General features: G+C 70.3%; 11 protein-coding genes. 4 read left to right on the forward strand and 7 right to left on the reverse strand.

The genetic code is table 11. The annotated features are described in order from the left end of the window. The 4 genes from ABLE93_RS16520 to ABLE93_RS16535 form a co-directional block, all read right to left on the reverse strand. Complete coding sequence (locus tag ABLE93_RS16520; RefSeq protein ID WP_348840942.1) at nt 1-855, reverse strand: SAM-dependent methyltransferase; 855 nt, start codon at nt 853-855, stop codon at nt 1-3. Beyond that, nucleotides 852-1,904: a glycosyltransferase family 4 protein gene (locus ABLE93_RS16525; RefSeq protein ID WP_348840943.1), complete on the reverse strand. Its 1,053-nt coding sequence runs from the start codon at nt 1,902-1,904 to the stop codon at nt 852-854. Before ABLE93_RS16525 ends, ABLE93_RS16520 begins: the two co-directional genes overlap by 4 nt. Beyond that, nucleotides 1,901-2,347, reverse strand: a complete 447-nt coding sequence (locus ABLE93_RS16530; protein WP_348840944.1) for a 6-pyruvoyl trahydropterin synthase family protein — start codon at nt 2,345-2,347, stop codon at nt 1,901-1,903. Before ABLE93_RS16530 ends, ABLE93_RS16525 begins: the two co-directional genes overlap by 4 nt. A 142-nt stretch (nt 2,348-2,489) precedes the next feature. Further along, on the reverse strand, nt 2,490-3,158 hold the full coding sequence (locus tag ABLE93_RS16535; RefSeq protein ID WP_348840945.1) for a TetR/AcrR family transcriptional regulator: 669 nt from the start codon (nt 3,156-3,158) through the stop codon (nt 2,490-2,492). Between the two features lie 143 nt (nt 3,159-3,301). On the opposite strand from ABLE93_RS16535, the gene ABLE93_RS16540 reads away from it, so the two are divergent. Together ABLE93_RS16540 and ABLE93_RS16545 are read left to right on the forward strand one after the other, a co-directional pair. Beyond that, on the forward strand, nt 3,302-4,588 hold the full coding sequence (locus ABLE93_RS16540; RefSeq protein WP_348840946.1) for an HlyD family secretion protein: 1,287 nt from the start codon (nt 3,302-3,304) through the stop codon (nt 4,586-4,588). A gap of 32 nt (nt 4,589-4,620) precedes the next feature. Beyond that, complete coding sequence (locus ABLE93_RS16545; protein ID WP_348840947.1) at nt 4,621-6,219, forward strand: DHA2 family efflux MFS transporter permease subunit; 1,599 nt, start codon at nt 4,621-4,623, stop codon at nt 6,217-6,219. A 57-nt stretch (nt 6,220-6,276) separates the two neighbouring features. On the opposite strand, the gene ABLE93_RS16550 is transcribed toward ABLE93_RS16545, so the two are convergent. Then, complete coding sequence (locus ABLE93_RS16550; RefSeq protein WP_348840948.1) at nt 6,277-7,293, reverse strand: zinc-dependent alcohol dehydrogenase; 1,017 nt, start codon at nt 7,291-7,293, stop codon at nt 6,277-6,279. Nucleotides 7,294-7,379: 86 nt separating this feature from the next. On the opposite strand from ABLE93_RS16550, the gene mdoH reads away from it, so the two are divergent. Further along, entirely contained in the window at nt 7,380-9,215 is a 1,836-nt protein-coding gene (gene mdoH, locus ABLE93_RS16555) for a glucans biosynthesis glucosyltransferase MdoH (protein ID WP_348840949.1), read from the forward strand. Between the two features lie 88 nt (nt 9,216-9,303). Here the strand turns inward: mdoH and ABLE93_RS16560 are convergent, their stop codons facing one another. Further along, a complete protein-coding gene (locus ABLE93_RS16560; protein WP_348840950.1) occupies nt 9,304-11,886 on the reverse strand; it encodes an RHS repeat domain-containing protein in 2,583 nt (860 codons plus the stop codon). Nucleotides 11,887-11,981: 95 nt separating this feature from the next. After that, nucleotides 11,982-12,242, reverse strand: coding sequence for a hypothetical protein (locus ABLE93_RS16565; RefSeq protein ID WP_348840951.1), 261 nt, complete (start codon nt 12,240-12,242; stop codon nt 11,982-11,984). 403 nt (nt 12,243-12,645) lie between these two features. On the opposite strand from ABLE93_RS16565, the gene aqpZ reads away from it, so the two are divergent. Then, nucleotides 12,646-13,335: an aquaporin Z gene (gene aqpZ / locus ABLE93_RS16570; protein WP_348840952.1), complete on the forward strand. Its 690-nt coding sequence runs from the start codon at nt 12,646-12,648 to the stop codon at nt 13,333-13,335. The last annotated feature ends 83 nt before the right edge of the window (nt 13,336-13,418 follow it).

Genomic DNA, 13,418 nt, shown 5'->3' on the forward strand with positions numbered 1-13,418 from the left:
TCAGGCCGGCAGCGCCAGCAGATCCACATGGCCGATAACGCAGGACCCGGCCTGCGTCCGTGCTTCGGCCCACGCCTGCGCCGTCGCAGCATCGACCTGTCCGCTGTCGCGGGCGGCCTCAGCTGTCCCCGCCGCCAGGGCGGCGATCAAGGCGCGGTCGTCCGGGCCGAGGCGCCATGGGCTGTCGGCCGTCGTGATCGCATAGCCCGCATTCGCCAGCGCCGCGGCGAGCACCGCGGCGGCCTGCGCCCCCGCGGCCGGGCCGAAGCCCTTGTCGCTGGCCTGATGGGCGCTGAAGGCCGAGGCGATCGCCGCGTCCGCGGCGTGGGGCGGATGCCAGGAATCGCGCCCGTCGCAGGTGAGGGCGGCATGAACGACGATGCCGCTGCCCCTGAGCGTTTGCGCGAAGCCGCGGCACCAGTCGGCCGAGACGAGATCGTAGAAGGCCGACGCGGTCACGAGGTGCGGATGGTGGGCGCGCGCCGCCGCGGGGTCGGCGGCAAGGTCGGCGATGGCGAAATCCACCGCCACCCGCCGCCCGGCAAGGTCCAGCACCAGCGTCTCGCCTTCCGTGTGCGCGCGGTCGGCGTTCGCGGCGAGGGCGGAGCGCGCCGCCTCGGCCAAGGCGCCGTCGTGGTCGAGGAGGGTCCAATGCTGACGCGGCCCGAGCCGCGGTGCCAGCGCCCGCAGGTTCGAGCCGCTGCCGGCGCCCAGATCGACGATCCGCAGCTCATCATGGCCGGCCACCGCCTTGGCCAGCTGCGCCTCCAGCGCGGCGGAGCGGGCGCGATGGTCGGCGGCCTCGCGCAACGCCAGCCAGCCGGCGGAGAAGGTGGCGGCCTCGCTCGCGGTCATGGGCGCACCGCGCTCAGCACGCGGCCGATGGTGGCGCAGGTCTGCGGCCAGTCGGGCAGGGCGGTCCCGGCGGCGAAGGCGGCATCGGCCATCCTGCGCCGCAGATGCGGAGCGATGAGGAGCGTGCGCAAAGCCGCTGCCAGCGCCGGCGCATCGCCGGGCGGGACTTTGAGGCCGGCGCCGTCCGGGACGGTCTCGCCCGCAGCGCCGCCGGTGGTGGCGACGATGGGAAGGCCGCGCTTGAGGGCTTCCGCCAGAGCCATGCCGTAGCCTTCGTACAAGGAGGGGTGGACGAGGATGTCCGCTGCGCCATAGGCCGCATCGAGGGCCGCGGTGTCCAGCGCGCCGGCAAGGCGGATGCGGCCGTCGAAGCCGGCGGCGCGCCGGGCCACGGCGGCGGCGGTGGGCGGATCGAAGGCGGGACTGCCGACGATGGTGAGGCTCCAGTCGAGGTCGGCGAGGCTGTCGAGGGCGTCGAGCAGAATGTCGTAGCCCTTGCGCGGCGTGAGGGAGCCCACGGCGATGAGCCGCGCGGGGATGCCGTCCGCCGCCGCGCGGGGAGCGGGGGCCGTTCCGGGCAGAGCGAGGGTGATCCTCTCGGCCGGGACACCATAGCGCGTCACCAGCATGCGGCGGGTCTCCGGGCTTACCGCAATCACCGCCTTGGCCACGGACAAGGCGCCCCGCTCGCTTGCCAGCAGGCGATCGGCGGTGGCGGCATCGAGGCCGCGCTCCAGCGCCAGAGGATGATGCACGAGAGCCACGATGGGGCGGCCGAGCGCCTTCAGCCCCTCGGCCGGCAGGGCGCCGAGGGCGAGACCGTCCGCCAGAAGAACCGTGCCGGGCGGGGCGGCCGCCAGGGTGGCAAGGGCGGCCGCGATCTCCGATTGCGAAGGCAAGGGAAATCCGCCGTCGAGCCGCAGCGGGCGGATGGCGAAGCCGAGCGCGCTCAGCCCGTCGAGGATCCGCCGGTCATAGGCGTAGCCGCCGCTGGGCGTCGCGATGTCGCCGGGATGGACCAGCGCGACCGCCGGCCCGCCCGCGCTCACGAGAGCATCGACGCCAGCACGTCGCCCTCGGCCGGCCGGGCGTCCGCAAGGTCCGCCTCGTACCAGGCGCGGGCCACGTGGGATTCGTGCAGGCTCACGCGGATGCGGGCGATGCCGTCTCCGCCGGTGCCGAGGGCGCCGGTGCGCGCAGCGTTCGCCATATGGTCGAAGACGTGGCGGGCCAGCACTTCCGTCGTGGTGTTGCGGCCGGCGAAGGCCGGGATGTCATCGAGGTTGCGGTAGTTGAGCGGACCCAATACGGCCTTGAGGGCGTCGTGGGCGCGGGCGATGTCGACCACCACGCCCTCCTCGGTGAGATCGCGGCGGAAAAAGGCCACATCCACCACGAAGGTGGCGCCGTGCAGGGCTTGCGCCGGGCCGAACAGCTCGCCCCGGAAGGAATGGGCGATCATGATGTGGTCCCGCACTTCCACCGCGTACATGGGCCGATCTCCGTGTGGTTGCCTCAGGCTCGGGTCATAGTCGATCGGCGGCCGGGCGTCATTCACGGTGTCATTGCGGGAGGTTCAGGGTCCGTGTGCTGGACCGGAGGACGCGGGGCGCGCGGATCGCCCCGCCGAGGCGTCAGAGCGCCGCGTCCTTCGGCCCGTAGGCGGCGAGAAAGACGCGGACGGCACGTCCCACCAAAGCCTCGATGGCCTCCGGCGTCGGCTGGCCCGACAGTCCGAACATCAGCCCCTTGACCAGCTTGCCGTTGCAGAGGTTGAGGAATTCGAAGGCGGCGGCCTCGCAATCGTCCACGTCCAGGCGCCCGAGCTCGGTCTGGCGCCGCAGGAGATCGGCGAGGCGTCGGCCGCCGTGGCACGGGCCGGCTTCGAAGAAGGTCTCGCCCACGGCGGGAAATTTCTCCGCCACGCCGATCACCATGCGCACCAGGCGGATGTGATCCGGCCGGATCATCATGGTGAGGAAGGTGACGCCGATGCGGTGGAGCAGGCTCGCGACGTCGCTGTCCGTCTCGTCGAACTCGAACAGACGCTCGGCGGACTTGCGGCGGTCGGCCTGCACCAGGGCGCCGAACAGGTCGGCCTTGCTCTGGAAATAGACGTAGATGGTGGCCTTGGAGACCGCCGCGGCGCGCGCGATCTCGTCCATGCTCGCGCCGTCGAAGCCCTTGCGGAAGAAGACCCGCCGCGCGCCATCGATGATGTCGAGCCGCTTCTTCGCCTCCACGTCCTGCTCCGCGGGGGCGGGGGCGGCCCCCACCTTCGCGCGTTCAAGTGCTTCGCTCATCTCCGCCCTCCTCCGGCGGCTACCTGCATGCGACCGATGCAGCCATTTGTCAAAGTAATTGACTAAACCGTTCAGTTCAATATACTCGGAACCGAGTTCTGACTAAACCGTTCAGTCGGTTGAGCTGGCCGGGGAGATAGGGAATGGCTCAGATCAGCAGGATGGACGCCGGCTCGGCCGGCCCCGCCCGGGCGCGGGACCCGCAGCAGGCGGAGCAAGAGACATTGGACGAGCGGGCGCCCCTGCGGGAGACCTCCGCCGGGTCCGCCGACGTGACCGTGCTTAAGGCGCGCCGCGACGAGGTTGCCGCGCCTCCTGCGGAAACCCCCGCCAGCGAGCCGCCGGCCAAGCCGCGCTCGCGCAAGCGCCTGATCATCGGCGCGGTGCTCGCCGCGCTGGTGGCCGGGGGCGGCTGGTTCGGTCTTCACTGGTGGCAGGTGGGCCGCTTCCAGGTGGCCACCGACGACGCTTATGTCGCGGCCGACACGTCCGTCGTCGCGGCGAAGGTCGCCGGCTACGTCACCCGCATGGAGGTCGAGACCAACCAGTGGGTCAAGGCCGGCGACGTGCTGGTGCGCATCGACGACGGCGACTACCGCCTCGCGCTCCAGGCGGCCGAGAACAAGATCGCCACCCAGGAGGCCACCCTCTCCCGCTTCGACCAGCAGGAGACCGCGGCCCGCGCCAGCGTCGACCAGGCCAAGGCGCAGCTCACCTCGGCGGAGGCGGACCAGAAGCGCGCCCAGTCGGAGTTCGATCGCCAGGACAAGCTGGCCCGCTCCGATTTCGCCAGCCGCTCCACCCTCGACAACGCCCGGGCCGACAAGGACAAGACCGCCGCCAACGTGGAAGCCGCAAAGGCCGCCATCGCCTCGGCGCAGGCGCAGGTGGTGGTGCTGGAGGCCCAGCGCACCGAGGCCGCCCACGTGCTGGACGAACTCCGCACCGCCCGCGACCAGGCCCAGCGCGACCTGGACTTCACCGTCGTGCGCGCGCCCATCGACGGCGTGGTGGGCAACCGTGCCGTGCAGGTGGGTCAATTGGTGCAGACCGGCACGCGCCTCGTGGCGGTGGTGCCCCTGGAGAGCGTCTATGTGGACGCCAACTTCAAGGAGACCCAGCTCGGCCGCCTGAAGCCCGGCCAGAGCGTCGACGTCTATGTGGACGCCTATCCGGACCACGACTTCACCGGCAAGGTGGTGAGCGTCTCGCCCGCCTCCGGCTCGGTGTTCAGCCTGCTGCCGCCGGAGAACGCCACCGGCAACTTCACCAAGATCGTGCAGCGCATCCCGGTGCGCATCGCCATCGACCCCGCCGTGCTGGCCAAGCACGAACTGCGCCCCGGCATGTCGGTGACGGCGACGGTGGACACCAAGTCCTCGCCGTCCACTTCCACCGCCTCCGCGCCCGCCGCGTCGCCGGCGTCCTGAGCGCGCTCGGGGCATAGACAGGAGCTGCGGCCATGGCCGACACCCTGACGCTCAAGCCATCGCCCGCCGCCGCCGGTGCCGGCGGCATGGCTGCTGGTCATGTGGACGGAAGGCGCATGTTCGCCTTCCTGTGCATGGTGTTCGGCATGTTCATGGCGATCCTGGACATCCAGATCGTCTCCGCCTCCTTGTCCGAGATCCAGGCGGGCCTTGCCGCCTCGTCCGACGAAATCTCCTGGGTGCAGACCAGCTACCTCATCGCCGAGGTGGTGATGATCCCGCTCTCGGGCTTCCTGTCGCGCGCGCTCTCCACCCGCTGGCTGTTCGCGGCCTCGGCGGCGGGCTTCACGGTCATGAGCTTCATGTGCGCGACGGCCTCCTCCATCAACGAGATGATCGTCTACCGGGCGCTGCAGGGCTTTCTCGGCGGCGGCATGATCCCCACCGTCTTCGCCGCCGCCTATACGGTGTTCCCGCGCGAGAAGCAGCCCATCGTGGCGCCCATGATCGGCCTCGTGGCGACGCTGGCGCCCACCATCGGGCCGACGGTGGGCGGCTATCTCACCGACCTGTTCTCCTGGCACTGGCTGTTCCTCATCAACGTCATCCCCGGCATCTTCGTGGTGCTGGCGGCGGTGACGCTGATCGACTTCGACGAGCCGGACTTTTCGCTCCTCGACAAGTTCGACTGGTGGGGCCTCCTCTTCATGGCGGGCTTCCTCGGCAGCCTGGAGTTCGTGCTGGAGGAGGGGCCCACCAACGACTGGTTCGAGGATCAGTACATCCTGGCCTTTGCGGTCGTCTGCGCGGTCTCGGCGCTCGCCTTCTTTGCCCGGGTCTTCTCCACCGACCATCCGGTGGTGGACCTCAGGGCATTCGAGAACCGTAACTTCTCCATCGGCTCCGCCTTCAGCTTCGTCATGGGCATCGGGCTCTACGGGCTTACCTATCTCTATCCCGTCTTCCTCGGGCGGGTGCGCGGCTACTCGGCGCTGCAGATCGGCGAGACCATGTTCGTCACTGGCATCGCCATGTTCATGACCGCGCCCATCGCCGGGCGGCTGATGACGAAGATCGACCCGCGCATCATGATGGGCGCGGGCTTCGCGGCCTTCGCGGTCGGCACCTGGTGGGTGACCTTCATCACCAAGGACTGGGATTTCTGGGAGCTGTTCATCCCGCAGATCCTGCGCGGCGTCGGCTTGATGATCGCGATGATCCCCATCAACAACATCTCGCTCGGCACCATGCCGCCGGCGCAGATGAAGAATGCCTCCGGCCTGTTCAACCTGATGCGCAATCTGGGCGGGGCGGTGGGGCTGGCCCTCATCAACACGGTGCTGAACAACCGCTGGGACCTGCACCTCGCGCGCCTGCATGAGCAGGTGGAATGGGCCAGCGAGGCCGCGCTGGAGCGCCTTGATTCCATGACCGCGGGCTTCGCGAGGCTCGGCTCCGACGCTCCGGTGGCGGCGCTGAAGCAGATGGCCGCCATCGTACGCCAGCAGGCGCTGGTGATGGCCTTCTCAGACGTCTTCTACCTGCTCAGCTTCCTCTTCATCGCCCTCGTGATCGCGGCGCCGCTCATGCGCCGGCCCAGGCCCGGAGGCGGCGGGGGCGGGGGACACTGAAGGCGCTGATGAAGATGCGGTTGCGCATGTCCCGGCGCATCCGCGCCCTGAGCTGCTCTAGCCGTAGCGCACCACGGTGGCGATGCCCTCAGGGTCGGGTCCCAGGATGCGGGGCAGCTCCGCCGGCAGGTCGTCGAACGCGACTTCGCGGGTGATGAGCGCATCGAGGCGCGGGTCGGCGAGGAGGTCGAGGGCCTTGGCGAGGCGCCTGCGATGGCTCCAGCGCGGCCTGCGGCCGGGGCTCACCGCGCCCACCTGTGACGAGAGAAGCGCCAGCCGGCGGTGGTGAAAGCCGCCGCCCAGCGTCACCTCCACGGGCCGATCGCCGTACCAGCTCATTTCCACCACCCGCCCCTCGTCGCCGCAGCAGGCGAGGGCGGCCTTGAGCCCGGCCGAAGTGCCGCTGGTGTGAAAGACGATGTCGGCCTCCATGCCGTCCGGCGCAGTTGCCGCGAAGGCCGCGCCGAACAGGCGGGCGAGGGGCGCGCGGCCGGCGTCGGGGTCGATCGCCGTCACGTCGGCGCCGGGCAGGCCCGCGCACAGATAGGTGATGCAGAGCCCCACCAGCCCCGCGCCGACCACGGCGATGCGGTCGCCCGGGCCTGCGCCGGCGTCCCACAACGCGTTGAGCGCGGTTTCCATGTTGGCAGCGAGGGTCGCCCTACGGGCGGGTACCGCCGCGGGCACGGGCACCAGCGCGTCGGCGGGGGCGACGAAGCGGTCCTGATGCGGCGCCAGCGCGAACACCAGACGCCCGGCAAGGCCGTGGGATCGGGCCTCGGGCCCGTCTTCCACCCGGCCGACCGCGCAATAGCCGTACTTTACCGGGAAAGGAAACTCGCCCGCCTGCATCGGCGCGCGCATGCGATCGCGGTGGACGGGATCGGTCAGGCCGGCGGCCACCAGCCGTTCGGTGCCGCGGCTGATGCCGCTCCACAGGGTTGCGACGCGCGCCGAGCCGGGGGACGGATCGGGCAGCGTCTCCGCCCTCAGCTCGCTGCGGGCGGGAGCGCAGTACCAGAGGGCGCGTGCGGTGTGGGGGTTGAGGCAATTCGACGCAGTCTCGCCGGCCATGCTTGCGCTCTCGTATAGCGATCCGGGCTTGAACGCACCGGTCCGAAGGACCTGCCGCCACTTCGCCGGCTTCAAGGGAGCTATGCATGTCCTCGCGGTCCGGTCCACCGTCAGCCTTCCCCGGTCCGCGTTCCGGCGATCCCGCCACCGCCTGCACCCCGGCCCTGCTCCAGCCGCTGGCAGTGTTGAGGAAGCGGCGGCGTTTCATGCTGGCGGCCAACATCGTCACCCTGGTCGTCGTGGGAGCGGGCATGGCGGCGCTTGTCGCCCCGGGCGGCATCTCCCTGGTGGACGGATTGCTGCTGATCTGCGCCCTCGCCATCACCCCGTGGAATTCCATCGGCCTGTGGAACGCCGCCGTCGGGCTCTGGCTGCTGCACGGGCGCCGCAACGGGATGGAGGCCGCCGCCCCCTTCCTTTCGCCCCCGGTTCCTGAGGGCGAGGTGACGGCGCGCACCGCCATCCTTCTCACCGTGCGCAACGAGGACCCGTCCCGCGCCCTCGCCCGCCTCAAGGCGGTCAAGGCGGACCTCGACGCCACGGGTAACGGCGCCGCCTTCGATTTCCATGTCCTGAGCGACACCTCGCGACCCGAGATCGCAGCTGTCGAGGAAGCGCTGGTGTCCGAGTGGAGGGCAGAGGAAGGCGCGGGCCGCATCTTCTACCGCCGGCGAGCGCACAATACGGATTTCAAGGCCGGCAACATCCGCGCCTTCTGCGAGGCGGCGGGCTCGCGCACCGAATTCATGCTGCCCCTCGACGCCGACAGCCTGATGGGCGCGCGCACCATCCTCTCCATGGTGCGGATCATGGCGGCCTTCCCGCGCATCGGCATCCTGCAGAGCCTCGTGGTCGGGCTGCCGTCGCAGAGCGCGTTCGGGCGCATCTTCCAGTTCGGCATGCGTCACGGCATGCGCTGCTACACCCTCGGCGCCAGCTGGTGGGCGGGCGATTGCGGCCCGTTCTGGGGCCACAATGCGCTCATCCGCATCGTCCCCTTCCGCGACGCCTGCGCCCTGCCGCACCTGCCCGGCGCGCCGCCCTTGGGTGGGCCCATCCTGTCCCACGACCAGGTGGAGGCCGCGCTCATGCGTGCCGCCGGCTACGAGGTGCGTGTGCTGCCGGTGGAGAGCGAGAGCTTCGAGGAGAACCCGCCCGCCGCCACCGATTTCGTCGGCCGCGACCTGCGCTGGTGCCGGGGCAACCTCCAATACCTGCGGCTCCTGGCGCAGCCGGGCTTCGCCGCGGGGCTGCTGCCGATGAGCCGGTTCCAGCTGGTGTGGGCGATCCTTATGTTCGTCACCGTGCCGGCCCATCCGCTGCTCGTCGCTCTGCTGCCGTTTGCGGCCGCCGAGGCGGGCGCGGACTATCCCGCCGGGCTCGCCATGGCGCTCTATGCCGGCATGATGGCCATGGCGCTGGCGCCGAAGCTCGCCGGCGTCGCCGACGTGGCGCTGACCGCTGGCGGCATCGCGCGCTACGGCGGCGGCGTGCGTTTCCTCTGGTCGGTGGCGGTGGAGTTCGTCTTTTCCTTCCTCCTCGGCGCCATCACCGCCATGGCCGTGACGCTGGAGATGGGGCGCCTGCTCGTGGGCCGGGCCGGCTCGGGCTGGCGGGCGCAGGCCCGCGACGGGCACGGCGTGCACTGGCGCGATGCGGCGCGCGCCTTCTGGCCGCAGACTGTCTTCGGCGTCGCGGTGCTTGCAGGGCTTGTCGCGGTGGCGCCCGTGCTGGTGCTGTGGGCCGCGCCGGTGCTGGCGGGCTACGTCCTCGCCATTCCCTTCACCGTCCTCACTGCGGATCCGCGCCTGGGGCGCTGGTGCGTGCGGACCGGCCTGTGCGCGGTGCCGGAGGAGTTCGCCCCCTCCGAGGTCCAGCGCCGACTCGCCGCCGGCGGTACGCCACTCCTCAAGGCCGCCTGATCGCGGCCGTCGCAGCGGCGGGACCATGAAAAAGGCCGGGCGCTGGCCCGGCCTTTTTCGTCTGTCAGTGCTGGGAGGGTGAGGGGGATCAGCGGCGGCCGAAGCCACCCCCGAAGCCGCCGCGCATGCCGCCGAACCCACCGCCGAAGCCGCCCCCGAAACGGTCTCCGCCGAAACGGTCACCGCCGCCGTAGCCGCCGAAGTCGCGGTCGAAGCCGCCGGAGCCGTAGCGGTCGCCGCCGAAGCTGTCGCCGCGGCCGTAGGCGTCGCCGCCGAAGCCGTCGCCGCCATAGCTGGAGACGCGCTGGTCGCCCCACGAGCGGGCGCGGCTCTCGTTGTCGAGGGCCGAGGTATCGGCGTTGCGGTCCACGTTCTGCCAGCCCGAGCCGGTGTTCCGGCTCCAGCCGCCATTGTCGGTGTGCTTGTAGACGTTGCCGTCATGGTCGACGACCACGTTGCCGTTGTGCCAGGCCGCGGCGGTGTCGGTGCGGGCATTGGCGGCGACGCCGCGGCTGTTCACGTTCACATTGCCGTCCTTGTCAGTGACGGTGGTCTGCGAGGCGTGGGCAGTGCCGGTGGTGGGATTGACGCCGGCCGATTCGCGGCCGGCCACGGCATTGCCGGTGTAGGCATTGCCGGCCACCCCGGCGCGGGACTCGCCGCGGGCGCCGGTCTCCGGATTGTAGCGGGCATTTTCCCGGCCGGCGGCGTAATTGCCGCTGTAGGGGTTGAACGCAGCGCCGGAGCGCCCGGCGAAGTGGGTGTCGCCCGCCGTGGTGCCGTGCCAGTCGCGGCCCGACCACTCGGTGCCGTTCCAGGTGGTGCCCCAGGCGTGGTTCACCGTCGCGGCGCCGCCCCAGCGGCCATAGATGTTGGTCTGGTTGATGTTGGTATAGCCCCAGTGGCCGCCCCACGGGCCGTACGGGCCGTAGGGATGCGGACCCCAGGGACCCCACGGGCCGGGACCCCAGGGATGCCAGTAGGGACCCCAGGCCGGCCACACCGCCGCACCCCAGGCCCAGCCGGTGGCGAAGCCGAAGGCGAAGCCGGTGTCAATGCCGAGCGCGAAGCCGGCGCCCACGCCGTAGGTGACGGGGCAGGAGAACCAGTAGGTGCCCACATAGCCCGGGCAGGTGTAGCCGGAGCCGTAGACCACCGTGCCGTCCGGCGCCACGACGACGCCCATGTAGCCGGGGGTATAGCCCACCACCACCGCGTCCGGCGTCGTGCCGTAGATGCGCACGTAGGTGACGTAGTGGACCGGCGAGGAGACGGGGATGGTGTAGATCACGTCCGGCACCACGTCCGCCACCCGCCAGGGTCCGGCGGCGCTGGTGGCGACGAACCATGCACCGTCATTGACCGCATAGAACCGCTCGGCGTCGAGACGGATGACCGGGGTGGGGGTGTTCACCGCATAGGCGAGCTGGGTGCCGGCGATGGGCTCGAATTTCGCCTGTCCGTCATAGGCGACCTTGAGGTCCACCGTGCGCTTGACGCTCGCGGTCTGCGGGATGGTGGCGGCGATGGCCGCCTCCTTGGCCTGCGGTGTGCCGGCCACCGAGACCAGCACGTTGGCCTTGGGATCGTTCGGGGAGATCTTGGCGAAGTCCTTGGGCAGCGCGTTCGCGGCGATGAAGGTCCACGGCCCCTTCAGGTCCGGCGCCTTGAACCAGCGGCCGGAGATGAGCACGAAATAGGAATTGGAGGTGGTCTCCATGAACACCGCGTGGTCGGCATTGTTCATGGAGAGCAGGTTGGTGCCGACCACCGGCAGCATCTGCGGCTGGCCTTCGGTCTGGATGAGCTCGGCGGGCTTCGTCGCCACGATGATGGCGGGGGCCGGGTCGATGGGCTTGTGCTCGCTGCTCAGGAGCGGGTCGGCGCCGATCTCGGCGTTGGCTGCCTTGCCGGCGGCGGCCAGCGCATCGGGCACCTGCGGCGTCACGATCCAGGTGCCGGAGAGGTTGGGCGTCTCGTACCAATGGCCCGCCGCCTCCAGGTGATAGGTGCCGGCATCGTCGAGCAGCAGCAGAGGACGGGTGTTGATGACTCTGCGGAAGCCGCTGACGCCCTTGATCGGGCGCAGCACGGGATCTCCCGCGACCGGAATGAGGATGGTGGCGGAGGTGGCAAACAGGATCTGCGGCGGCGCGTTGTCCACCGGTTGGGTCTTCAGCTTGGCCAGCTCCTGGTTGACGGCATAGCTCGCCTGCAATTGGTCGAGCGGAATGGTCATACCGCCCTGGGGCAGCCGCGACTGCAGGGCCGAGCGGATCACCGCCGCCTTCGCCGGCTCGGTGGGCACCTCGACGCCGTCGATGCTCAGGGTGGCGAAATGGACGATGCCCGCCGGCTTGTCGATGGCGACTCGGGCGGAGAAACGGACCATGCCGTAGGTCGGCGCGCTTGCCTTGGGGCCGATGGCGACCGCGGCACGGCCCGCCATCTGGTCACCGTTCCAGCTGTCCACCTGGGGCTGGTAGAGCTGGAGCAGCTGGTTGTCGGGCAGGTCGAAATCGCGAGGCCACGGCAAGGGGGCGTCGGGGGCGGCAACCTGCGCCTGCGCCTGCGGAGCGGGTGGGGCCTGCTGGGCCTGCCCATTCGCGGTCCATAGCATCGCGGCCGCGGCGAGCGCTGCGGCCGGGGCACCGGTCCAAAGTCGCGTCATGAACACCCTCCCTCCCGATCGTCGGGGCGGCGCAGCAGTACCATGTCCGCTGGCGAGCGTCAGGTGGGGGCGGGCAGCTCGGTACCGGTGGGAGGCTAGGCGCCGCAGCTCCTCTGCCACGTCATCCGGGGACCTTCCCAGGAGAGGCTGAGGCTCTTGCGGGCCGGGCAGGCGGTGGCGGTGGCGGCAGCCGGCCGCTCCCAGTAATCGCGCCAGCGATAGGGCGCCTTAGAGTCTGTCGCGACCACCTCCGCAGGTTCGGAGCTGGTGGGAAAAGCCCGCACCAGATCGCCGCCCAGAAGGCCGGCGGCGATGAGCGTGGTCACGGCAGTCGCAAGGATGGAAGACGTCTTCATGATCTGATCTCGAACTCGTCCGTCGCGTGGCACCGGCATAAACGCCGAACCCCGCCCGGTCGTCCCCTCAATGGAGGATGTTTCTTCGCTTCTCATACGACGGCGCGCCTGAACCCGTGCAGTCACGCGGCTTCACCGTTCGTTCATCTTTTCGCGAGTGCAGCATCGCGGCCTTCGCGGGTGCACGCCAAAAAGGTGGGGGTGCGCGCCTCCGATCACCGGTTGCAGTCTTGATCTGGGGCGCACTGTAGAGCTTGGCTGGGCGGGGCCTTCTGTTCGGGCGACGTGGGGCGGAGCAGATCCGCAGGGTTCCACCGGCCTCGGCGGCGATACTGGCACCTGACAAAGAGGATGCGTGCCGTCCCCCCACAGCGGGCGAAGCGGCCGCGCTGGGGAGAACGCCATGAACAAATATGTCGCCGAGTTCATCGGGACCGCCGTGCTGGTTCTGTTCGGCTGCGGCTCCGCCGTGCTGACCGGATACGGTGCCGCGCCAATCGGCATGCTCGCGATCGGCTTCGCGTTCGGCCTCGCGGTGACCGCCATGGCCTATGGCATCGGCCACGTCTCCGGCTGCCACATCAACCCCGCCGTAACCGTGGGCGTCTGGGCGGCCGGACGCATTCCCACGTCGGAGGTGCCCATCTACTGGCTGGCGCAGGTGCTCGGCGGCATCGCCGGCGCGGCGATCCTCTTCATCATCGCCTCCGGCAAGCTCGCCGGCTTCGACGTGGCGACGGCCGGGCTCGGACAGAACGGCTGGGGCGAGGGCTATATCGGCGGCTACGGTCTCGGTGCCGCCATCGTGGCCGAGCTGGTGGGCACCTTCGTCTTCCTGGTGGTGATCCTCGGCTCCACCTCGAAGGCCGGCATCACCCAGGCAGCGGGTCTCGCCATCGGTCTGTCGCTGGTGATGATCCACATCGTCTTCATTCCCGTGACGGGTGTGTCGGTGAACCCGGCCCGCTCCATCGGCCCGGCGCTGTTCGCCGGCGGCAAGGCGATGTCCCAGCTGTGGCTGTTCATCGTGGTTCCGATGGTTGGCGCCTATCTCGCCGGCCTGCTGTTCAAGCTGAAGGTGCTGGAGGACTAGTCCGGCCTTCGCTCCGGCAAAAAAGAACAGGGATGCGCGGAGGGCGCATCCCTGTTCCGGGCGCCGGACGGGTGTGCCGTCCG

It is taken from the genome of Xanthobacter pollutisoli (assembly GCF_040044995.1).
GTDB lineage: Bacteria > Pseudomonadota > Alphaproteobacteria > Rhizobiales > Xanthobacteraceae > Xanthobacter.